The sequence below is a fragment of the Streptomyces lydicus genome (assembly GCF_001729485.1).
GTDB lineage: Bacteria > Actinomycetota > Actinomycetes > Streptomycetales > Streptomycetaceae > Streptomyces > Streptomyces lydicus_D.
In genome coordinates this window covers 2111432-2132701 of sequence record NZ_CP017157.1, presented here as the reverse complement: position 1 = coordinate 2132701, position 21270 = coordinate 2111432, and the positions used below count along the sequence as shown (strand labels likewise).

At 74.1% G+C, this 21270-nt stretch carries 15 protein-coding genes; 7 read left to right on the top strand and 8 right to left on the bottom strand.

The genetic code is table 11. The features are described 5' to 3' along the window. Positions 1-92 precede the first annotated feature (92 nt). The gene (locus SL103_RS09170; RefSeq protein ID WP_069568236.1) at positions 93-854 is read right to left on the bottom strand and encodes a winged helix-turn-helix domain-containing protein; all 762 of its coding nucleotides are present in this window, start codon (positions 852-854) and stop codon (positions 93-95) included. 67 nt (positions 855-921) lie between these two features. On the opposite strand from SL103_RS09170, the gene SL103_RS09165 reads away from it, so the two are divergent. Next, a complete protein-coding gene (locus SL103_RS09165) occupies positions 922-1491 on the top strand; it encodes a hypothetical protein (RefSeq protein ID WP_069568235.1) in 570 nt (189 codons plus the stop codon). Positions 1492-1701: 210 nt separating this feature from the next. On the opposite strand, the gene SL103_RS09160 is transcribed toward SL103_RS09165, so the two are convergent. From SL103_RS09160 to SL103_RS09150, 3 genes are all read right to left on the bottom strand, one after another. Continuing rightward, complete coding sequence (locus SL103_RS09160; protein ID WP_069568234.1) at positions 1702-3162, bottom strand: glutamate synthase subunit beta; 1461 nt, start codon at positions 3160-3162, stop codon at positions 1702-1704. Next, on the bottom strand, positions 3155-7756 hold the full coding sequence (gltB, locus tag SL103_RS09155; protein WP_069568233.1) for a glutamate synthase large subunit: 4602 nt from the start codon (positions 7754-7756) through the stop codon (positions 3155-3157). The genes SL103_RS09160 and gltB overlap by 8 nt, the downstream gene beginning before the upstream one ends. Positions 7757-8046: 290 nt before the next feature. Further along, entirely contained in the window at positions 8047-8778 is a 732-nt protein-coding gene (locus SL103_RS09150; protein ID WP_069573557.1) for a VIT1/CCC1 transporter family protein, read from the bottom strand. A 277-nt stretch (positions 8779-9055) separates the two neighbouring features. On the opposite strand from SL103_RS09150, the gene SL103_RS09145 reads away from it, so the two are divergent. Genes SL103_RS09145 through SL103_RS09120 form a run of 6 tightly spaced genes read left to right on the top strand, consistent with a single transcriptional unit; the run spans position 9056 to position 16706 of the window. Then, positions 9056-10273 (top strand): ADP-ribosylglycohydrolase family protein, encoded by a 1218-nt coding sequence (locus SL103_RS09145; RefSeq protein WP_079145652.1) that lies wholly within the window; start codon positions 9056-9058, stop codon positions 10271-10273. Continuing rightward, positions 10270-11571 carry an ADP-ribosylglycohydrolase family protein gene (locus SL103_RS09140; RefSeq protein WP_069568232.1) on the top strand — a complete coding sequence of 434 codons (1302 nt, stop codon included), beginning with the start codon at positions 10270-10272 and terminating at the stop codon, positions 11569-11571. The genes SL103_RS09145 and SL103_RS09140 overlap by 4 nt, the downstream gene beginning before the upstream one ends. Then, positions 11568-12917 carry an ADP-ribosylglycohydrolase family protein gene (locus SL103_RS09135; protein WP_079145651.1) on the top strand — a complete coding sequence of 450 codons (1350 nt, stop codon included), beginning with the start codon at positions 11568-11570 and terminating at the stop codon, positions 12915-12917. The genes SL103_RS09140 and SL103_RS09135 overlap by 4 nt, the downstream gene beginning before the upstream one ends. Then, entirely contained in the window at positions 12914-14383 is a 1470-nt protein-coding gene (locus SL103_RS09130; RefSeq protein ID WP_069568231.1) for an ADP-ribosylglycohydrolase family protein, read from the top strand. Before SL103_RS09135 ends, SL103_RS09130 begins: the two co-directional genes overlap by 4 nt. Further along, a complete protein-coding gene (locus SL103_RS09125) occupies positions 14380-15651 on the top strand; it encodes a CaiB/BaiF CoA transferase family protein (RefSeq protein ID WP_069568230.1) in 1272 nt (423 codons plus the stop codon). The genes SL103_RS09130 and SL103_RS09125 overlap by 4 nt, the downstream gene beginning before the upstream one ends. Then, positions 15648-16706, top strand: a complete 1059-nt coding sequence (locus SL103_RS09120; protein ID WP_069568229.1) for an HpcH/HpaI aldolase/citrate lyase family protein — start codon at positions 15648-15650, stop codon at positions 16704-16706. Before SL103_RS09125 ends, SL103_RS09120 begins: the two co-directional genes overlap by 4 nt. Before the next feature lie 79 nt (positions 16707-16785). On the opposite strand, the gene lgt is transcribed toward SL103_RS09120, so the two are convergent. From lgt to trpB, 4 genes are all read right to left on the bottom strand, one after another. Next, the gene (gene lgt, locus SL103_RS09115; RefSeq protein ID WP_069568228.1) at positions 16786-17823 is read right to left on the bottom strand and encodes a prolipoprotein diacylglyceryl transferase; all 1038 of its coding nucleotides are present in this window, start codon (positions 17821-17823) and stop codon (positions 16786-16788) included. Between the two features lie 96 nt (positions 17824-17919). Then, positions 17920-18954, bottom strand: coding sequence for a DsbA family protein (locus tag SL103_RS09110; protein WP_079145650.1), 1035 nt, complete (start codon positions 18952-18954; stop codon positions 17920-17922). Between the two features lie 109 nt (positions 18955-19063). Next, on the bottom strand, positions 19064-19882 hold the full coding sequence (trpA, locus tag SL103_RS09105; protein WP_069568227.1) for a tryptophan synthase subunit alpha: 819 nt from the start codon (positions 19880-19882) through the stop codon (positions 19064-19066). Beyond that, positions 19882-21162, bottom strand: coding sequence for a tryptophan synthase subunit beta (gene trpB / locus SL103_RS09100; protein WP_069568226.1), 1281 nt, complete (start codon positions 21160-21162; stop codon positions 19882-19884). The genes trpA and trpB overlap by 1 nt, the downstream gene beginning before the upstream one ends. Positions 21163-21270: the final 108 nt, after the last annotated feature.

Sequence of the window (21270 nt, the reverse complement as noted above, 5' to 3'; positions counted from 1 at the left end):
CCGGAACGACTGCGGTTGACGCGCACGAGCCGTCCCGTGGGGGCCGGTCCGCCGGTGGGGCCGCGCCCCCGCGCAGCACCGGCGCCCGGCCCTCATCCACGGGGGGCGGCGGGCGCGAGGGACGGGCAGAGGGCCTCGTCCGGCAGGCCGAGGCGGTCCCGGAAGGCCGTGCGGCCGGCCGCGGTGACACTGAGGATGCGGGTGGTGGGGGACTTGACGATCCATGCGCGGTCCACCGCGTGGCGGTAGAGGGCGGCGCCGAGCGCGCCGGAGAGGTGCTGGCGGCGCACCGTCCAGTCGAAGCAGGTGCGTACGTGGGCGCGGTGGGCGGCCGAGGGGCCGGTGTCGGGGATGCCGAGGGCGGTCAGCCACCGGTCGCCGGCGGCGGTCAGCACCAAGCCGTAGTCCCGCGCCAGCAGGCCCCGTTCGGTCATCACCTCGGCCAGGGCGACGCCGAGCGCGCCGGCGATGTGGTCGTAGCACGTACGGGCGTGGTGCAGGGCCCTGCGCTGGTTGGCCTCGGCCAGGGAGCGGATCGGGACCGGGCGGTAGGGCGCCAGGCCGGCGAGGTTCTCCAGCGCCTCGGCGGCGTCCGGGCCGGCCAGCCGTACGTAGCGGCGGCGGCCCCGGCGCTCCTCGGCGAGCAGGCCGCCGGAGACCAGGAGGTTGAGGTGTTCGGTGGTCGTGGAGGGCGCCACCGAGGCGTACTCGGCGAGTTCACCGGCGGTCCAGGTGCCGCCGTCGAGCAGCGCCATGCAGATGGCGGCGCGGGTGCGGTCCGCGAGCAGCGCCGCGAGGGCGGCGATGTCGGGGGTCTCCGTGAGGCTTTCCTGATCGGCGTCCCATCGGTTCATGTACACAGAGTAACCTCTGATAACATTTCGGTGAGCACCGAATCATCTGACTTCTATCCTCAACGGCATGAAAAGCGCGCTGGAGAAGAGCAGTTCGGTCACCCCGGCGCTGCTGTCGACGGAGAACGACGACGGAACATTCGTCCTGGTCGAGCTGCGGATCCGGTGGGAGCTCGGCCCGGTCGTCAGCCTCTGGCTGCCGGCTCGCGGTCGCACCGCCAAGAATCTCGCGGTACGCCCGGACGTGGTGTTCAATCTGCCGCCGGACGCAACGGGGACCGAGGAAGCAACGGGTGCCACGGCGCCCTCGACGGACGCACCGTGGACGGAGCCGTCCGAACTGGTACGGCCGCCCCGACTGGTGCACTGCCCGGTGCAGTTGGAGGCGCGCCGGGTCGGTGAGCGGACGGTGACGGACGGGGCATGGACGCAGATCGAGGCGCAGGTGCTGCGGGTGCACGCCGACCCGCGCTGGGTGCTGCCGCTGAGCGACCGCCGGATCGACCTGGGGGCGTGGCATCCGCCGGTGCACGACTTCCGGCCGTCGGCCGCTCCTCCGGACCGGGCCGTACCGGCGCCCGCGCGGGAGCTGGCACGGCAGTTGGGGCGCCGCTATCCCGCCGAACGCGGCTCGTAGGGGGCGGGCGAACAGATCCCGTAAGGGAGGCAAGGCCCCCCTGCGGGGCCACAACGGGTGGGGGCGGGGGGTTGTTCCCGGGGTGTGCAAGAGCCGCGGCGCCTGGCCTCCGGTCGGGGGGAGGGGACAGGCGCCGCGGACGGGGGCCGGGCCGAGGCCCGGTTCCCGTGCCTCCGTACGACGTTGTACGGGACAATCAGGGACGGATGCTCACACGGTCAGTGCGCGGTCCGTCGGCTTGATCGGAGCCGGCAGGGCGCTGACTCCGGTCAGGAAGCGGTCCACACCGCGGGCGGCGGAGCGGCCCTCGGCGATGGCCCACACGATCAACGACTGGCCGCGACCGGCGTCACCGGCGACGAACACGCCGGGGACGTTGGTGGCGAAGTCACCGTCACGGGCGACGTTGCCGCGCGCGTCGAGCTCCAGGCCGAACTGCTCGACCAGGCCGTTCTGCTGGTCGGTGCCGGTGAAGCCCATCGCGAGGGTGACCAGCTGGGCGGGGAGCTTCCGCTCGGTGCCCGGCTTCGGCTCCGGCTTGCCGTCCTTGAACTCCACCTCGGTCAGGTGCAGCCACTGGACGTTGCCGTCCTCGTCGCCCTCGAAGTGGGTGGTGGAGACGGAGTAGATCCGCTCGCCGCCCTCCTCGTGCGCGGAGGTCACCTTGTAGAGCATCGGGAACGTCGGCCAGGGCTGGTTGGGGTTCCGCTCGTCGCCCGGCTTGCCCATGATCTCCAGCTGGGTGACGGAGGCCGCACCCTGGCGGTGGGCGGTGCCGACGCAGTCCGCGCCGGTGTCGCCGCCACCGATGACGACGACGTGCTTGCCCTCGGCGGTGATCGGGGCGACGGTCAGGTCGCCCTCCTGCACCTTGTTGGCGAGCGGCAGGTACTCCATCGCGAAGTGGATGCCGTTCAGCTCGCGGCCCGGGACGGGCAGGTCACGCGAGGTGGTGGCACCGGCGGCGATGACGACGGCGTCGTAGCGCTTGCGCAGCTTCTTGGCGTCGATGTCGCGGCCGATCTCCACCTCCGTACGGAACTTGGTGCCCTCCGCGCGCATCTGCTCGATGCGGCGGTTGATGTGGCGCTTCTCCATCTTGAACTCGGGGATGCCGTAGCGGAGGAGCCCGCCGATACGGTCCGCGCGCTCGTAGACGGCGACGGTGTGGCCGGCCCGGGTCAGCTGCTGGGCGGCGGCCAGACCGGCCGGGCCGGAGCCGATGACGGCGACGGTCTTGCCGGAGAGGCGCTCGGGCGGCTGCGGGGTGACGTCCCCGTTGTCCCACGCCTTGTCGATGATGGAGACCTCGACGTTCTTGATGGTCACCGGCGGCTGGTTGATGCCCAGCACGCAGGCGGCCTCACAGGGCGCGGGGCACAGCCGGCCGGTGAACTCCGGGAAGTTGTTGGTGGCGTGCAGCCGCTCGCTGGCCTCGGTCCAGTCCTCGCGGTAGGCGTAGTCGTTCCACTCGGGGATGAGGTTTCCGAGCGGGCAGCCGTTGTGGCAGAACGGGATGCCGCAGTCCATGCAGCGCGACGCCTGCTTGCTGATGATCGGCAGCAGGGAGCCGGGCTGGTAGACCTCGTTCCAGTCCTTGACGCGCTCCTCGACGGGGCGGGTCTTGGCGATCTCGCGCTCGTGGGTCAGGAAGCCCTTGGGGTCAGCCATTGGTCGCCGCCTCCATCATCTTCTCGTGGGTCTCGGACTCCGAGAGTCCGGCCTGCTCGGCGGCTTCCTTGGCGACGAGCACTGCCTGGTACGTGGGCGGGATGACCTTGCTGAAGCGCGCGGCCGCGGCATCCCAGTCGGCGAGGAGCTTGGCGGCCACGGTGGAGCCGGTCTCCTCCTGGTGGCGACGCACCACGTCGTGCAGCCACTGCTTGTCGGCGTCGTCCAGCGCGTTGACCGCGCCGGTCATCTCCTTGTTGACGTTGGCCGGGTCCAGGTCGATGACGTAGGCGAAACCGCCGGACATGCCGGCCGCGAAGTTGCGGCCGGTCTCACCGAGGACGACCGCGTTGCCGCCGGTCATGTACTCGCAGCCGTGGTCGCCGACGCCCTCGGAGACCACCGTGGCACCGGAGTTGCGGACGCAGAAACGCTCGCCGACCCGGCCGCGCAGGAACAGCTCGCCGCCGGTGGCGCCGTAGGCGAGGGTGTTGCCCGCGATGGTGGAGTACTCCGCGAGGTGGTCGGCGCCGCGGTCCGGGCGGACGACGATCCGGCCGCCGGACAGGCCCTTGCCGACGTAGTCGTTGGCGTCGCCCTCCAGCCGCAGCGTGACGCCGCGCGGCAGGAACGCGCCGAAGGACTGGCCGGCGGAGCCGGTGAAGGTGATGTCGACGGTGTCGTCGGGCAGGCCCGCGCCACCGAACTTCTTCGTCACCTCGTGGCCCAGCATGGTGCCGACCGTGCGGTTGATGTTGCGGACCGCGACCTGCGCGCGGACCGGCTGCGCGGCCTCTGCGGTGTCGGCCGCCAGCGCGTCGGCGGCGAGCTTGATCAGCTCGTTGTCGAGCGCCTTCTCCAGACCGTGGTCCTGGGCGGTGTTCCGGTGGCGGACCGCGCCCTCGGGCAGCTCGGGGACGTGCAGCAGCGGGGCCAGGTCCAGGCCCTGCGCCTTCCAGTGGTCCACGGCCTTGCCGGTGTCGAGCAGTTCGGCGTGGCCGACGGCCTCCTCCAGGGTGCGGAAGCCCAGCTCGGCGAGGAGCTCGCGGACCTCCTCGGCGATGAACTGGAAGAAGTTGACGATGTACTCGGCCTTGCCGCTGAACCGCTCGCGCAGCGTCGGGTTCTGGGTGGCGATGCCGACCGGGCAGGTGTCCAGGTGGCAGACGCGCATCATGACGCAGCCGGAGACGACCAGCGGGGCGGTGGCGAAGCCGTACTCCTCGGCGCCCAGCAGGGCGGCGATGACGACGTCGCGGCCGGTCTTGAGCTGGCCGTCGGTCTGCACGACGATGCGGTCGCGCAGGCCGTTGAGCAGCAGCGTCTGCTGGGTCTCGGCCAGGCCCAGCTCCCAGGGGCCGCCCGCGTGCTTGAGCGAGGTGAGCGGGGAGGCGCCGGTGCCGCCGTCGTGGCCGGAGATCAGCACCACGTCCGCGTGCGCCTTGGAGACACCCGCGGCGACCGTGCCGACGCCGACCTCGGAGACCAGCTTCACGTGGATGCGGGCCGCCGGGTTGGCGTTCTTGAGGTCGTGGATCAGCTGAGCCAGGTCCTCGATGGAGTAGATGTCGTGGTGCGGCGGCGGGGAGATCAGGCCGACGCCCGGGGTGGAGTGCCGGGTCTTGGCGACCCAGGGGTAGACCTTGTGGCCGGGCAGCTGGCCGCCCTCGCCGGGCTTGGCGCCCTGCGCCATCTTGATCTGGATGTCGTCGGAGTTGACGAGGTACTCGCTGGTCACGCCGAAGCGGCCGGAGGCGACCTGCTTGATGGAGGAGCGGCGCGCCGGGTCGTAGAGCCGCTCGGGGTCCTCGCCGCCCTCACCGGTGTTGGACTTGCCGCCCAGCTGGTTCATGGCGATGGCGAGGGTCTCGTGCGCCTCCTGCGAGATGGAGCCGTACGACATCGCGCCGGTGGAGAAGCGCTTGACGATCTCGGAGACGGGCTCGACCTCGTCCAGCGGGATCGCGGCGCGGTCGGACTTGAAGCCGAACAGGCCGCGCAGCGTCATCAGCCGCTCGGACTGCTCGTTCACCCTTTCGGTGTACTGCTTGAAGATGTCGTAGCGGCGCGAGCGGGTGGAGTGCTGCAGCCGGAAGACGGTGTCCGGGTCGAAGAGGTGCGGTTCGCCCTCGCGGCGCCACTGGTACTCGCCGCCGATCTCCAGCGCGCGGTGCGTGGCGGCGATGCCGGACGCCGGGTACGCCTTGGCGTGCCGCGCGGCGACCTCCTTGGCGACGACGTCCAGGCCGGCGCCGCCGATCTTGGTGGCGGTGCCGTGGAAGTACCGGTCGACGAACTCCTGGTCCAGGCCGACGGCCTCGAAGACCTGCGCGCCGCGGTAGGAGGCGACGGTGGAGATGCCCATCTTGGACATGACCTTCAGGACGCCCTTGCCGAGCGCCTTGATGAGGTTCTTGATCGCGGTCTCGGTCTCGACGCCGGGCAGGAAGGTGCCGGCCCGGACGAGGTCCTCGACGGACTCCATGGCCAGGTACGGGTTGACCGCGGCCGCGCCGTAGCCGATGAGCAGCGCGATGTGGTGCACCTCGCGGACGTCGCCGGCCTCGACGAGCAGACCGACCTTGGTGCGCTCCTTGGTGCCGATGAGGTGGTGGTGCACCGCGGCGGTCAGCAGCAGCGACGGGATCGGGGCGTGCTCGGCGTCGGAGTGCCGGTCGGAGAGCACGATCAGCCGGGCGCCGTCGTCGATGGCGGCGTCGGCCTCGGCGCAGATCTCCTCGATGCGGGCGGCCAGCGACTCGCCGCCGCCGGAGACCCGGTAGAGGCCGGAGAGGGTGACGGCCTTCATGCCGGGCATGTCGCCGTCGGCGTTGATGTGGATGAGCTTGGCCAGCTCGTCGTTGTCGATGACCGGGAAGGGCAGGGTCACGCTGCGGCAGGCGGCCGCGGTGGGCTCCAGGAGGTTGCCCTGGGGGCCGAGCGAGGAGATCAGCGAGGTGACCAGTTCCTCGCGGATGGCGTCCAGCGGCGGGTTGGTGACCTGCGCGAAGAGCTGGGTGAAGTAGTCGAAGAGCAGCCGGGGGCGCTCGGAGAGCGCGGCGATCGGCGAGTCGGTGCCCATCGAGCCGATCGGTTCGGCGCCGGTCTTGGCCATCGGGGCGAGGATGACGCGGAGCTCTTCCTCGGTGTAGCCGAAGGTCTGCTGGCGGCGGGTGACCGAGGCGTGGGTGTGCACGATGTGCTCGCGCTCGGGCAGTTCGGCCAGCTCGATCAGGCCGGAGTCCAGCCACTCCTGGTAGGGCTGCTCGGCGGCGAGCTGCGCCTTGATCTCGTCGTCCTCGATGATGCGGTGCTCGGCGGTGTCGACGAGGAACATCCGGCCGGGCTGGAGGCGGCCCTTGCGGACGACCTTGGCGGGGTCGATGTCCAGGACGCCGACCTCGGAGGACAGCACGACCAGGCCGTCGTCGGTGACCCAGTAGCGGCCCGGGCGCAGACCGTTGCGGTCGAGGACCGCGCCGACCTGGGTGCCGTCGGTGAAGGTGACGCAGGCCGGGCCGTCCCAGGGCTCCATCAACGTGGAGTGGTACTGGTAGAAGGCGCGCCGGGCCGGGTCCATGAAGGTGGAGTTCTCCCACGCCTCGGGGACCATCATCAGCACCGAGTGCGGCAGCGAGCGGCCGCCGAGGTGGAGCAGCTCCAGGACCTCGTCGAAGGAGGCGGAGTCGGAGGCGTCCGGGGTGCAGACGGGGAAGATCCGCGCGAGGTCCTGCTCGCCGAAGAGTTCGGAGGCGAGCTGGGACTCGCGGGCGCGCATCCAGTTGCGGTTGCCCTTGACCGTGTTGATCTCGCCGTTGTGCGCGACGAAGCGGTACGGGTGGGCCAGCGGCCAGCTCGGGAAGGTGTTGGTGGAGAACCGCGAGTGGACCAGCGCGATGGCGGTGGCGAAGCGGCGGTCGGACAGGTCCGGGAAGAAGGGCTCCAGCTGGCCGGTGGTCAGCATGCCCTTGTAGACGATGGTCCGGGCGGACAGCGAGGGGAAGTAGACGCCCGCCTCGCGCTCGGCGCGCTTGCGCAGCGCGAACGCCTTGCGGTCCAGGGCCAGGCCGGTGTTCTGTCCGTCGGCGACGTACAGCTGGGAGAAGGCCGGCATGGTGGCGCGGGCGCCGTTGCCGAGGAGCTGGGGGGCGACCGGGACGACGCGCCAGCCGAGGACGTCCAGGCCCTCTTCGGCGGCGATCGTCTCGATCGCCGAGACGGCGGCGGCCGCTTCCTGGGCCTCGTAGGGCAGGAAGGCGATGCCGACGGCGTACGCGCCGGCCTCGGGGAGCTCGAAGGTCACGTTCTCACGCAGGAACGCGTCCGGCACCTGGAGCAGGATGCCGGCGCCGTCGCCCGAGTCGGGCTCGGAGCCGGTGGCACCGCGGTGCTCCAGGTTGGTCAGGACGGTGAGGGCCTGCTCGACCAGTGCGTGGCTGGCCTCGCCGGTGAGGGTGGCCACGAAGCCGACGCCGCAGGCGTCGTGCTCGTTGCGCGGGTCGTACATCCCCTGCTGGGCGGGGCGCCCGTCCATGGGCGACCAGGCGGCGGTGGCGCCGTCGGTGGTCGCGGAGTGCGTGGACGCGAAGCGCATCGGCTCTCCCATACGTCGTCGTGGCATAGGCATTGCCGAGGGACGACGTTGGCCCTCCGCGAAATTTCGTGCAGGTTACAGGATGACCCCCTTCTCGAAAAGCGAAAAGGGGCTTCCAACATGCGGACACCGCAGGCGCGGTGGTCAAGGACGCGGACGGAATCAGGGCCGTCTCACAAGGCGGCGTCCGGCGAGCGACATTGCCCGCGACGCCTCGGGCTTATGCCCGGTCGTCAACGAACCGAAACCGCTGGGTAACGCGGTCATTATGCAGTCACCCGTATGACTCGTCACCCCACGACGGTGCCGAAGAGCGCTCCCAGGGCGTAGGTCACCCCCGCGGCGGCGCCGCCCAGGGCGAGTTGACGCAGTCCGCTGAACCACCAGGAGCGTGCCGTCACCCGCGCCACGACGGCACCGCAGGCGAAGAGTCCGACCAGTGCGAGCAGTACCGCGGGCCAGATCGCGGAGGCACCCAACAGGTAAGGAAGAACAGGCAAAAGCGCGCCGAGAGCAAAGGAACCGAAGGAAGAAATGGCGGCCACGGCCGGCGACGGAAGGTCCGAGGGGTCAATACCCAATTCCTCGCGGGCGTGAATCTCCAGGGCCTGCTCGGGATCCTTCGAAAGCTGCTCGGCGACCTGGCGCGCGAGGGCCGGCTCGACGCCGCGGGACTCGTAGAGCGCGGCGAGTTCCTCCAGCTCGTCCGCGGGGTGCTTGCGCAGCTCGGCGCGCTCGACGTCCAGCTCGGCCTGCACCAGCTCGCGCTGCGAGGCGACCGAGGTGTACTCACCCGCGGCCATCGAGAAGGCACCGGCGGCGAGGCCCGCCAGGCCGGTGATGATGATCGTCTGCTGCGACAGGGCGCCGCCCGCGACGCCCGTCATCAGGGCGAGGTTCGAGACCAGCCCGTCCATCGCGCCGAAGACGGCGGGGCGCAGCCAGCCGCCGTTCACATCGCGGTGGGTGTGGTTGTCGCGGTGCGCCACATGCGTCGGTGCCGCGGCGTCCATGATCTCCATGACGGACATATCGGGACCTACTCCCTTCAGCGAGGTGTGGGCCGATGGCGGCACTTCCCCCTGGAACTCCTCGAAGTTAGGCGCCCGACACCCTCCGCCGCTAGCAAGGAAGGCCGAACTTACCGCGCTGACCTGCGGTTTTCTCCGAAAGTCGGGGGTGAGATCCCCGTCACAGCGGGTGCCGGGGCCGTCCGGCGGTGTCTTCCGGTGGAGTCGACCGGGTGACGCGGCCGCGCGGGAGAGGAGAGCCGGGCCGCCGCGTGGCACGGATAGCACCATGAGCGCAGCGCACCCCGAGCCCCCGCTGCCGGGCTCTCCCGACGCCGCCGGCGACGCCGTCCGCGACCGGGCCCGCGGCGCGCTGCTGGGACTCGCCGTCGGGGACGCGCTCGGCGCGCCCGCGGAGAACATGAAGCCCTCGCAGATCCGGCAGCGGTGGGGCCGCATCGAGGGCTACGTCGAGGACGATCCGGCCGGTACCGACGACACCGAGTACGCCATCTTCTCGGGGCTGCTGCTGGCCGCGCACGGCTCGGCACTGACCGTCGCGCACGTGGAGGCGGCCTGGCACCAGTGGATCGCCGACCGCGACGAGGGGCCGTTCCGCGGCGCCGGCTTCAGCGAGCGCGGCACCCTGGAGAACCTGCGCCGCGGGCTGGCCGCCCCGATCTCCGCCCAGCACCGGCACGCCTGGAGCGACGGGCTGGCGATGCGCGCCGCGCCGTTCGGGGTGTTCGCCGCCGGACGCCCCGCCGAGGCCGCGCGGCTGGTCGCCGTCGACGGCACGGTCAGCCATGACGGCGAGGGGATCTACGGCGGCCGGGCGGTGGCCGCGGGGGTCGCCGCCGCGATGGTCGCCCTCCCCCAAGGACCTTCGACGCTCCCCCGGTCCGCACACCGTCCGAGCGGGCGGAGCGCCGTCGGGCCGGGGGGCACCCCCGGCACCGACACGGTGATCGCCGCCGCCCTGTCGGTCGTACCGGAGGACTCCTGGACCGCCCGCTCGCTGCGCCGCGCTATCGGCGCCGCCCAGCGCTGCCGGCACGATCCGGGCATCACCCCGCTGGGCATCGAGCGGGCGGTGCGCTCCGCCGTCGTGGTCGGCGGCTACCCCTGGACGGACCTGGCACCGGAGGCCGTCGGGCTGGCCTTCGGCGCGTTCGCGGCGGCCCACGGCGACTTCGCCGGGTCGGTGCTGACGGCGGTCAACATGGGCCGCGACGCCGACACCACGGCGGCGGTGGCCGGCGCGCTGGCCGGGGCGCTGTGCGGCGCCGCCGCCATCCCGGAGACCTGGGCCGCCGCCATCGGCCCGGCGCGCGGCAGCTGTCTGCCGTCGATGGCCGGCTACCACGTCCTGGACATCGCCGACCTGCTGGCACCGGGCGGCGCGGCCGCCGCACCGGACCCCCGGGCCGTGACAGGGGCCGCGACGGGGGCCGCGTACGGGACGGACACCGGGGCCGGCGCCCCGGCCGGGGTGCGGGCCGGATGAGCGGCCGGCCCGGCCCGGGGCGGGCCGCCGACCCGGCCCCGGCCCGCCCGGGAGAGCCGGCCGGCGCCCGGTGCCGCATCGAGGGGCTGCTGCTGGGGCTGGCCGCCGGGGACGCCGCGGGCTGGCCCGCGGCACGGCACCGGGCCGCGCGGATGCCGGAGTGGACCCGCCGGCTCACCCGCGAGCTGGACACCTTCGCCGAGCAGAACGCCACCACCACGCTGCCGGTGCCGATCGCGCTCAACCAGCCGCCCGAGCCGCTGCGCCTCGGCCCGTCCGACGACGCCGAGTGGGCGGCCTTCACCGCGGAGTCGGTGCTCACCGCCGCCGACGCGCTGCTCAGCGACCTGGGGCGGGACCGCCGGATGCGGGCCGCGCTCGACCTCGCCTGGAACGCGCTGGCCAACGAGGTCGCCGCGGCCGCCGACCGGGCGCCCGAGGTGGAGTCCGCGGTGCTGCCGCTGCGCGCCCGGATCTCCGTACGGGCCGGGCTCGGCAACCTCGCCGCCGGGCTGCGGCCGCCCGCCACCGGCCACGACAACCCGCACTTCTTCGACGACGCGGCCTGCGTGCGGGCCGCCGTCCTCGCCGTGGTGCATCCCGGCGAGCCGGCCGCGGCCGCCGACCTGGCGGAGTACGACGCGCGCTACACCCAGGACGGCGACGGGGTGCACGGCGCCCGGGCGACGGCCGCGGCGGTCGCCGTCGCGCTGGGCGGCCGGCCGGCCGCCGACTGCGTGGACGCCGCCCTCGGGCAGCTGCCCGAGGGCACCGAGATCCGCCGCAACGCGCTGCACGCGGTGCGGCTGGCCGAGGCCGTCGCCGCCGACCGCCCGGGCCGCCGGGGGCCCCGCGGCCACGGCCACGGCTTCGCCCTGGTGCCGGTGCTGGAACACGAGATCGTCGACCACGTCTACAGCTACGGCATCGCCGCCGCCGAGACCGTGCCCGTGGCGCTGGCCCTCGCCCTGGCCACCGACGGGCAGGTCACCGAGGCGGTACCGGCCGCCGCCTGCCTCTCCCGGGTCGCCGACTCCGCGCCCGCCCTCGCCGGGGCGCTGACCGGCGCGCTCGGTGGCAGCGCCGCCCTGCCGCGCACCTGGCGCGACGCCTGCCGGGTGCTCTCCGGCTGCGCGCTGCCGCGGCTGGCCGGCACGGACCTGGTCGAGCTGGCCGGACTGCTCGCCCGCACCGAGCTGACCGCCCCGCAGCCCCCGCCCGGCACCGCCGCCGAGGCCCGCCCGGGCCCGCACCACTCCCCCACCGCGCCCTCCGTGGAAGGACTCATCCGGACATGACGTACACCAGCGAGCGGACACCCGGCGTGCCGGGCGTCCCCGACACCCAGGCCACCCAGGCCCTGCCGATCACCTCCCTGAAGCCCGCCGTCACCCCCGTCACCGGCGGCCTCGCCGCTACGCCCGTCGCACCGCCCGGTACGCCCGTCACCACCGCCCCGCCCGGAGCGCCCGCCACGCCGTCCCTGGAGGACCGGGCGATCGGCGCGCTGGTCGGCGCGGCCGTCGGCGACGCGCTCGGCGGGCCCGTCGAGGGCCGCACGCCCGAGGAGATCGTCAAGCGCCACGGCGGCCCGGTCGACGGCATCGTCGGCCCGTTCCACGACGACTGGCGCACCGCCCGGCCGCTCGCCCCGTACCACAAGGGCGACGGGCACGTCACCGACGACACCCTGATGACCCATGCGCTGGTCCGGGTCTACGAGTCGGTGCGCGACCACCTCGACGCCTACGACATCGCCGACCACCTCGTGCCGGACCTCATCGGCACCCCGCGCTGGATCCCGGAGCTGGAGGCGGAGGCGCTGCCGCTGCAACGGATCTTCCTCGCCGAGAAGTGGATCGTGGCGCGGCTGCACTACGGCCACGCCGACCCGCGCGAGGCCGGCGTCGGAAACATCGTCAACTGCGGTGCGGCGATGTACATGGCGCCGGTCGGCGTGGTCAACGCCGGCAATCCCGACCGGGCCTACGCCGAGGCACTGGATGTCGCCGGCGCCCACCAGTCCTCGTACGGGCGGGAGGCTGCCGGGGTGTTCGCCGCGGCGGTGGCCGCCGCCTTCATGCCCGAGGCCACCCCGTCCTCGGTCGTCGTCCAGGCACTGCGGCTGGCCAAGGACGGCACCCGCGCCGCGATCGAGGCGGTCTGCGAGGCCGCCGCGGCCGCGGCCGGCGACCCCGCCTCGGCGGGCGCGGCGCTGCGGGCAGCGGTCGCCCCGTTCGACACCGTCGGACCGGACTACCGCAACCCCTCGCTCGGCGCCCGCCGCCCCTCCCGGCTGCACTCCGTCGAGGAACTCCCCATCGCCCTGGGCATGTTGCTGGTCGGCCGCGGCGACTACCGGACCACCGTCCTCGGCTCGGTCAACTACGGCCGGGACTGCGACTCGATCGCCACGATGAGCGGTGCGCTGGCCGGCGCGCTGCGCGGCGCCTCGGCGGTGCCGGACGAGTGGAGCCGCGAGGTCGCCCGCGCCAGCCGGCTCGACCTGCAGGCCCCCGGCGCCGCGCTGGCCACCGTCGCCCGGGAGGTCTTCACCCGCGACCGGGCCCGGGCCCGCACCCACGAGCAGGCGTTCACCGCCATCTCGGCGATCCCGGCGATGACGGAGGCCGGCGCCCGGTGACGACCACGGCTGCGGGCGCCGCCCGGACGGCGCCCGCCGCGACCGGCCCGCCGCTCCGGGTGACCTGGGTGCAGCCCGAGGACCTGCTCGGGCACGAGCTGCGGCAGGCGGCGGAGGACGGCCGGGACGCCGCCGGGATCGCCCGCCGCTGGCAGGCGGCGGGCGGCCCCCCGGCGCCGGACCGGGCGGGCGCCTCCCCCGGGCCCGCCGACCCGTCCCTGCGCCGGCTCGCGACCGCGCTCCTCGACGAACTCGCCCTGCTGCCTTGCCCGTTGGCGGACGCCGAGCCGACCGACCTGACGGCGATTCAGCGGGCCTGCGCGTCCTGGCCGTTGCCCCGGGCCGTCGGGACGCGGCCGGACCCGGAGCGTACGGCGGCTCGGCTGGAGGCCGCCTGGCTGGGGCGGGCGGCCGGCTGCCTGCTGGGCAAGCCGGTGGAGAAACTACCGCTCGACGGGATCCGCGCGCTCGCCCGCTCGACCGGGAACTGGCCACTGGCCTCGTACTTCACCGGGGCCGGGCTCGACCCCGAGGTCGCCGCCCGGTACCCGTGGAACCGCCGCAGCGCCGCCACCTCGCTCGCCGAGAACATCGACGGGATGCCCGAGGACGACGACCTCGGCTACCCGCTGCTGGGCCTGCTGCTCCTCGAACGTCACGGCCCCGGCTTCACCACCGCGGACGTCGCACGGCTGTGGCTGGAGGAGCTGCCGGCCGGCCGCACCTTCACCGCCGAACGCGTCGCGTACCGCAACCTCCTGGACGGCATCGAGCCGCCGCACACCGCACGGCACCGCAATCCGTTCCGCGAGTGGATCGGCGCGCAGATCCGGGCCGACGTCCACGGCTGGACCCGGCCCGGCGACCCGGCGGGCGCCGCCGCGCAGGCGTGGCGGGACGCCGTGCTCAGCCACACCGGGAACGGGGTGTACGCGGCGATGTTCACGGCCGCCGCGCTCGCCGAGGCGGCCGGCGGCCGGGCCGATGTGCACGGCGCGCTGCGGGCCGGGCTCGCCGTGATCCCCCCGCGGTCCCGGCTCGCCCGGGCCGTCCGCCTGGGCATCGCGGCCGCGCGGGAGGAACCGACCGGTACGGCGGAGGGCTTCGCGGCCGTCGCCGACCGGCTGCACACCGTCCACGGGCACCACCACTGGGTGCACGCGGTGCCGAACGCCGCGCTGCTGGCCGCCGCGCTCACCCATGCCGACGGCGACTTCGCCGGCTCCATCTGCCGCGCGGTGTCCGGCGGTTGGGACACCGACTCCAACGGCGCGACGGCCGGTTCGCTGACCGGGCTGCTCGCCGGTTCGCCCGCCGCGCTGCCCGAACGCTGGACGGCGCCGCTGCGCGGCCGGCTCACCGCCGGCGTCGGCGGGCAGGCCGTACACGCCTTCGGCACCCTCGCCCGGCGCACCGCCGCACTCGTCGTCCGCACCCCCGACCGACCGGAGGCCCTGGCACCATGACCGACCCGTCCCCGTCCGGGAACCCCCCGTCCGGGTCCCTGTCCGCCGACGGCGAGCCGGCCGCCCCGGGGCCGGCCCCCGCCTCGGGCCCGCTCGCCGGGCTGCGGGTGCTGGACCTCGCCACGCTCTTCGCCGGGCCGCTCGCCGCCACCCTGCTCGGGGACTTCGGCGCCGAGGTGATCAAGGTCGAGCACCCGCGGCGGCCCGACCCCTCGCGCGGCCACGGGCCCGCCAAGGACGGCATCGGGCTGTGGTGGAAGCTGCTGGGCCGCAACAAGAAGACCCTCACGCTCGACCTGTCCCACCCGGGCGGCCGGGACGTCCTGCTGCGGCTCGCGGCCGGCACCGACGTCATCATCGAGAACTTCCGGCCCGGCACGCTGGAGAAGTGGGGCCTGGGCTGGGAGGAGCTGTCCGCGGTCAACCCGCGGCTGGTGCTGGCCCGGGTCACCGGCTTCGGCCAGTTCGGGCCCTACGCCCGACGCCCCGGCTTCGGCACGCTCGCCGAGGCGATGAGCGGATTCGCCGCGATCACCGGCGAGCCGGACGGGCCGCCGACCCTGCCGCCGTTCGGCCTCGCCGACGCGATCACCGCGCTGACCACGGCGTACGCGGTGATGGCCGCGCTGCGGGCCCGGGACACCGGCGGCCGCGGCCAGGTCGTCGACCTGGCGCTGATCGAGCCGATGCTGACCGTGCTGGGCCCGCACCCGCTCTGGTACGACCAGCTCGGCCACGTCCAGCCGCGTACCGGCAACCGCTCCGCCAACGTCGCGCCCCGCAACACCTACCGCACCGCCGACGGGTCCTGGGTGGTGGTCTCCACCTCCGCGGAGTCCGTCGCCGCGCGGGTGATGCGGCTGGTCGGCCGCCCCGAGGTGATCGACGAGCCCTGGTTCGGGACCGGCGCGGGCCGCGCCCGGCACGCCGACGAGCTGGACGCGGCGGTCGGCGACTGGATCGCCCGCCGCGACCGGGCCGAGGTGCTGGCCGCCTTCGAGAAGGCCGAGGCGGCCGTCGCGCCCGTCTACGACATCCGCGACGTGCTGGCGGACCCGCAGTACCGGGCGCTGGGATCGATCACCGAGGTGCCCGACGAGGAGCTGGGCACGGTGCGGATGCAGAACGTCCTCTTCCGGCTCTCCGAGACGCCCGGCGCCATCCGGTGGGCGGGCCGGCCGCACGGCGCGGACACCGACGAGGTGCTGGCCGGGCTCGGGCTGGGCGAGGCGGAGATCGCCGGGCTGCGCGGGGCGGGCGCGCTGTGAGGCCGACCCCGCCGCTGTCCCGGGAGCCTTCCGTCGGTACGCCGCTGACCTGGCTCTACGTTCCGGGTGACCGCCCCGAGGTGGTGGCCAAGGCGCTGGACTGCGGGGCGGATGTGGTGGTCGTCGACCTGGAGGACGCGGTCGCGCCGGACCGCAAGGAGCGTGCGCTGCGGGCCACCGCCGAGCTGCTGAGCGATCCGGCGCCGGGGACCGCACCGGTTCACGTCCGGGTCAACGCGCTCGACGGTCCCCTCGCCGAGACCGAGATCCGCACCCTGGCCGCGCTGCCGGGCCTGGCCGGGCTGCGGCTGCCGAAGGTGCAGGGCCCGGCCGACATCCACCGGGCGGCGGGCTGGGCGACCACCGCCGCCGGGCCGGCCGCCGGCCGGGCCCTGGCCGGCCGGCTCGCCACCGGGCGGCGGGCCCGCACCCCCGGGGCCGCGGTCGCGCCCCTCACCACCGGCACCGCCCGCCCCACCCGTACGGCTCGCGCCGCCCGTACGGCCGGCAGTGCCACCGCCACCCTCACCCCCGCCGCCCCGGCCCCCGCGGCGCTGCCCGCCACCCCGGCGCTCTACGCCCTGCTGGAATCCGCGCTGGGCATCGAGCACGCCTTCGCGATCGCCACCGCGCACCCGGCGCTGCGCGGGATCGCCCTGGGCGAGGCCGACCTGGCCACCGAGCTGGGCGTACGGGACGAGGCGGGGCTGGCCTGGCCGCGCAGCCGGACGGTGGTCGCGGCCCGGGCGGCCGGGCTGGCCCCGCCGCCGCAGTCGGTCTACCCGGACGTGGCGGACCTGGACGGGCTGGCCCGGTCCTGCGCCCGGGGACGGGCGCTGGGGTTCCTGGGCCGGGCCGCCATCCATCCGCGCCAGCTCCCGGTGATCGAGGCGGCGCATCTGCCCTCGCCGGAGGAGGTCGAGGCGGCGGCGGAGATCGTCCGGGCGGCCGGCGGGGAGGGCGGGGCCCAGGCGCTGCCGGACGGCCGGTTCGTGGACGCGGCGGTGGTCGCGGGCGCGCGACGGGTGCTGTCGCTGGCCGAACGGCGGGGCTGAGCAGGCGGGCGGAAACGGCAGAGCGCCGGGCGGACTCGGTGTCGAGTCCACCCGGCGCTCGTGGCGGCCGTCGGCCGTCTCAGGACTTCTTGGTGCTGCCGCTTCCGGCGGGCTTGGAGTCGGCGTCCGCCGCGTCCGCTTCCCCGGCCGGGCTCTCCGCCGGGGACTTCGCGGCGGGTGTCTTGGCCGGGGCCTCGGCGCCGTCGGCGTCCGTGGGGGCGTCGGCGTCCGTGGCGGCGTCGCCGTCCTTCCCGGCGCTCTCCGCGGCGGCGGCCTCGGCCGCCGCACGCTCCTCCAGCGCGCCGGGCTCGACGACCTCTTCCCGTCCGGGCGCCCGCTTGGCGGAGACCACGAAGTAGACGACGGCCAGCACGAAGACGATCAGCGCGGTCCACACGTTCAGCCGCAGGCCCAGGATGTGGTGCGCCTCGTCGACCCGCATGTACTCGATCCAGGCGCGGCCGGCGCAGTAGGCGGCGACGTACAGCGCGAAGGCCCGTCCGTGGCCGAGCCGGAAGCGCTTGTCGGCCCAGATCACCAGCGCCGCGACGCCGATGCACCACAGGCACTCGTAGAGGAAGGTCGGGTGGTAGGTGCCGCCGACGCGGCCGATGGCCGGGTCGGAGCTGATCTTCAGCGCCCACGGGACATCGGTCGGCTTGCCGTACAGCTCCTGGTTGAACCAGTTGCCCCAGCGGCCGATCGCCTGACCGAGCGCCAGGCCCGGTGCCAGTGCGTCGGCGTAGGCCGGCATCGGGATGCCGCGGCGGCGGCAGCCGATCCAGGCGCCCACCGCGCCGAGCGCGACCGCGCCCCAGATGCCGAGGCCGCCCTCCCACACCTTGAAGGCGTCGAGCGGGTGGCCGTTCTTGCCGAAGTACGGTTCGTACGTCGTGATGACGTGGTAGAGACGGCCGCCGACCAGCCCGAAGGGCACGGCCCATACGGCGATGTCCGCGACCGTGCCGGAGCGGCCACCGCGCTGGATCCAGCGCTTGTTGCCGAGCCAGACGCCGACGAAGACGCCGATGATGATGCAGAACGCGTAGCCGCGCAGCGGGATCGGGCCGAGATGTACGACGCCAACCGACGGGCTGGGAATGAATGCGAGGTCCATGGCAGGAACGACGCTACCGCGCCGGGCGGGGTCGGCGACAACCCGCCCGGCAACGGCTGCGTAACGACCCCGTCCGCATGCTGTGACGCAGCGTGGTCAGGACGCCGGTGCGGCGCCGGTCCGCACGGACGCACCGGCCCCGGGCGCCGCGGTGCCGTGGTGCCCCGCGCCCGTCCGCGGCGACGCCGCGCCGTGGTGACCGGACCCGGCCTGCGGGGACGCGCCGCCGTGGTGCCCCGTTCCGGCCTGCGGGGAGGCCGCGCCGTGGTGGGCCGCGCCGGGCTTCGGCGAGGCGCTCGTGCCCCCGCCCGGTGAGGCGGTCGCCCCGGGGGAGGCGCTCTTGCCGGGCTGCTTGCCCTTGGCGGTGTCCAGGACCATCTTCTTCAGGTCCGCGGGCGTCATCCGGCCGCCCTTCACCTTGGCGAGGTCCTGGCCGTTGAGCAGGACCGTCGGGGTGCCCCGGTAGCCGGACTTGGCGAACGCGTCACCGGACTTGCGGACGAAGCCGTTGTACGTGCCGTCCTTGACGCACGTGGTGAAGGCGGGGGTCACCAGGCCCTTGACCTTGCCGGCCAGTTGGAGGACGTACTGGGGGTCGGCGAACTTGTCCTGCGGCTCGGGCGGCTGGTTGGCGTAGAGGACGTCGTGGAAGTCGCGGAACCGGCCGGCGTCCTGGGCGCACAGGGCGGCGTTCGCGGCGGTGAGCGACCCCTTGCCGCCGGAGTTGCCGTCGATGATCGTCACGAGGTGGTACTCGGTCTTGAGCTTGCCGGAGTCCTCCAGTTCGTGGACCACCGGGCGGAAGCCGGTCTCGAACTGCTGGCAGGCGGGGCAGCGGAAGTCCTCCCACACCGTGAGGGTGGACGGGGCGTCGGGCGCGCCCACCGTGACGAACGGCTTGGCGCCGCCGCCGGCCTGCTTCGGGCGGGCGGTCTCGTTGTCGGAACTGCTCGGGCCGCCGCCGGCGGAGGAGGCCCAGACGGCGATGCCGCCGGCGACCGCCAGCGCGGCGACCACCGACCCGGCGACGACCGCCTGGCGGCGGCGCCGGGAGCGCGCCTTCTCCTTCTCGCGCTGCTCCTGAAGCCGCTCGCGGGCGGTTCTCTTACCCTCATGATTCTTCTGGCTCACGCCCCTGCACAACGAAGCGGAGGGGTGCCGTCGCACCCCTCCGCACCGATGTTCGCCCTATCGAGCGACAGGGTCCGGGCCGCCGTGGACGCCGGCCCGGTCCGTAACCCTATGAACGGTTGCGTACGCCCTCGGCCAGCTCACCCGCGAGGGTGCGCAGCCCGGCGAGGCCGGCCGTCAGGTCGTCGCCGGCGACCAGCAGCCGCTTGACGAACGCCGACCCGACGATCACCCCGTCCGCGAAGGCGGCCACCTCGGCGGCCTGGGCGGGGGTGGAGACGCCGAGGCCGACGCAGACCGGCAGCTCGGTGGTGGCGCGGGTACGGGCCACCAGGTCCTGGGCCTCGCGGCCGACCGATTCGCGGGTGCCGGTGACGCCCATCAGGGAAGCGGCGTAGACGAAGCCGCTGCCGGCCGCGGTGATCTTGGCGAGCCGCTCGTCCCGGCTGCTGGGCGCGACCACGAAGACGGTGGCCAGCCCGTGCTGCTCGGCGGCCTTGCGCCACACCTCGGACTCCTCGACCGGGAGGTCGGGCAGGATGCAGCCGGCGCCGCCGGCCTCGGCCAGGTCGGCGGCGAACCGCTCGACGCCGTACGCGTCGACGGGGTTCCAGTACGTCATGCACAGCACCGGCGCACCGGTGGCGGCGTGCACCTCGCGGACCGTGCGGATCACGTCGACGATCTTCACGCCGCCGCGCAGCGCGATGTCGTCGGCGGTCTGGATGACCGGCCCGTCCAGGACCGGGTCGCTGTGCGGCAGGCCGACCTCGACGATGTCGCAGCCGCCGTCCAGCATCTCGGTCATCGCCCGGATGCCGCCGTCGACGGTCGGGAAGCCGGCCGGGAGGTAGCCGACGAGTGCGGCCCGGTTCTCCGCCTTGGCCTGGGCCAGTACGGAATTGAGCAGTTCGATGTTGCCCGCCATCACTTCTCCCCCTCACCGGTCGGCTGGACCGCGCCGTTGACGTCCGCCCCGCCCTTGTCGTCGTACAGCCCGAAGTAGCGGGCGGCGGTGTCCATGTCCTTGTCGCCGCGCCCGGAGAGGTTGATCAGCAGCAGGCCGTCGGGGCCCAGCTCGCGGCCGACCTCCAGGGCGCCGGCCAGCGCGTGGGCGCTCTCGATCGCCGGGATGATGCCCTCGGTCTGCGACAGCAGCCGCAGCGCCTGCATCGCCGCGTCGTCGGTGACCGCGCGGTACTCGGCGCGGCCGACGTCCTTGAGGTAGGCGTGCTCGGGTCCGATGCCGGGGTAGTCCAGGCCGGCCGAGATCGAGTACGGCTCGGTGATCTGGCCGTCCTCGTCCTGGAGGACGTAACTGCGCGAGCCGTGCAGGATGCCGGGGGTGCCCTCGGTGAGGGTGGCGGCGTGTTCGCCGGTCTCGACGCCGTGACCGCCGGGCTCGCAGCCGATCAGGCGGACGTCGGTGTCGGGGAGGAAGGCGTGGAACAGGCCGATGGCGTTGGAACCGCCGCCGACGCAGGCGAGTGCGGCGTCCGGCAGCCGTCCGGCGCGCTCCAGGATCTGGCGGCGGGCCTCGACGCCGATGACGCGGTGGAAGTCGCGGACCAGGGCCGGGAAGGGGTGCGGGCCGGCGACCGTGCCGAAGAGGTAGTGGGTGCGGTCGACGTTGGCGACCCAGTCGCGGAACGCCTCGTTGATGGCGTCCTTGAGGGTGCGGCTGCCGGACTTCACGGCGATGACCTCGGCGCCGAGCATCCGCATCCGGGCGACGTTGAGGGCCTGCCGCTGGGTGTCGATCTCGCCCATGTAGACGGTGCATTCGAGGCCGAAGAGGGCGCAGGCGGTGGCGGTGGCGACGCCGTGCTGGCCGGCGCCGGTCTCGGCGATGACCCGGGTCTTGCCCATCCGCTTGGTGAGCAGCGCCTGGCCCAGCACGTTGTTGATCTTGTGCGAGCCGGTGTGGTTGAGGTCCTCGCGCTTGAGGAACACCCGGGCCCCGCCCGCGTGTTCGGCGAACCGCGGCACCTCGGTGAGCGCGCTGGGGCGCCCGGTGTAGTTGACCAGCAGGTCGTCGAGTTCGGCCGCGAAGGCGGGGTCCGCCTTGGCCTTCTCGTACTCGGCGGCGACCTCGTCGACCGCCGCGACCAGCGCCTCGGGGATGAACTTGCCGCCGAAGGCACCGAAGTAGCCCTCGGGGGTGGGGACCCGGCCCTCGGGGTCGGGAAGGAAGAAATCGGAGGACATCTGACGCACTCCTCGATCGGGGCGAATCGCCCCGTCGGTTCGGGTTCCGGACATCACGCTACGGGGATGACTGCCGCGCACGCGGGTGCCGGGGACGTCCGGTCCCCG

Bases quoted from the DNA above. Each gene is read 5' to 3' on its own strand.
- SL103_RS09145 (WP_079145652.1), top strand. From the start codon at position 9,056: ATGAGCGCAGCGCACCCCGAGCCCCCGCTGCCGGGCTCTCCCGACGCC.
- SL103_RS09150 (WP_069573557.1), bottom strand. From the start codon at position 8,778: ATGGAGATCATGGACGCCGCGGCACCGACGCATGTGGCGCACCGCGAC.
- trpB (WP_069568226.1), bottom strand. From the start codon at position 21,162: ATGTCCTCCGATTTCTTCCTTCCCGACCCCGAGGGCCGGGTCCCCACC.
- SL103_RS09165 (WP_069568235.1), top strand. From the start codon at position 922: ATGAAAAGCGCGCTGGAGAAGAGCAGTTCGGTCACCCCGGCGCTGCTG.
- SL103_RS09125 (WP_069568230.1), top strand. From the start codon at position 14,380: ATGACCGACCCGTCCCCGTCCGGGAACCCCCCGTCCGGGTCCCTGTCC.
- trpA (WP_069568227.1), bottom strand. From the start codon at position 19,882: ATGGCGGGCAACATCGAACTGCTCAATTCCGTACTGGCCCAGGCCAAG.
- SL103_RS09140 (WP_069568232.1), top strand. From the start codon at position 10,270: ATGAGCGGCCGGCCCGGCCCGGGGCGGGCCGCCGACCCGGCCCCGGCC.
- SL103_RS09135 (WP_079145651.1), top strand. From the start codon at position 11,568: ATGACGTACACCAGCGAGCGGACACCCGGCGTGCCGGGCGTCCCCGAC.
- lgt (WP_069568228.1), bottom strand. From the start codon at position 17,823: ATGGACCTCGCATTCATTCCCAGCCCGTCGGTTGGCGTCGTACATCTC.
- SL103_RS09160 (WP_069568234.1), bottom strand. From the start codon at position 3,162: ATGGCTGACCCCAAGGGCTTCCTGACCCACGAGCGCGAGATCGCCAAG.
- gltB (WP_069568233.1), bottom strand. From the start codon at position 7,756: ATGCGCTTCGCGTCCACGCACTCCGCGACCACCGACGGCGCCACCGCC.
- SL103_RS09170 (WP_069568236.1), bottom strand. From the start codon at position 854: ATGAACCGATGGGACGCCGATCAGGAAAGCCTCACGGAGACCCCCGAC.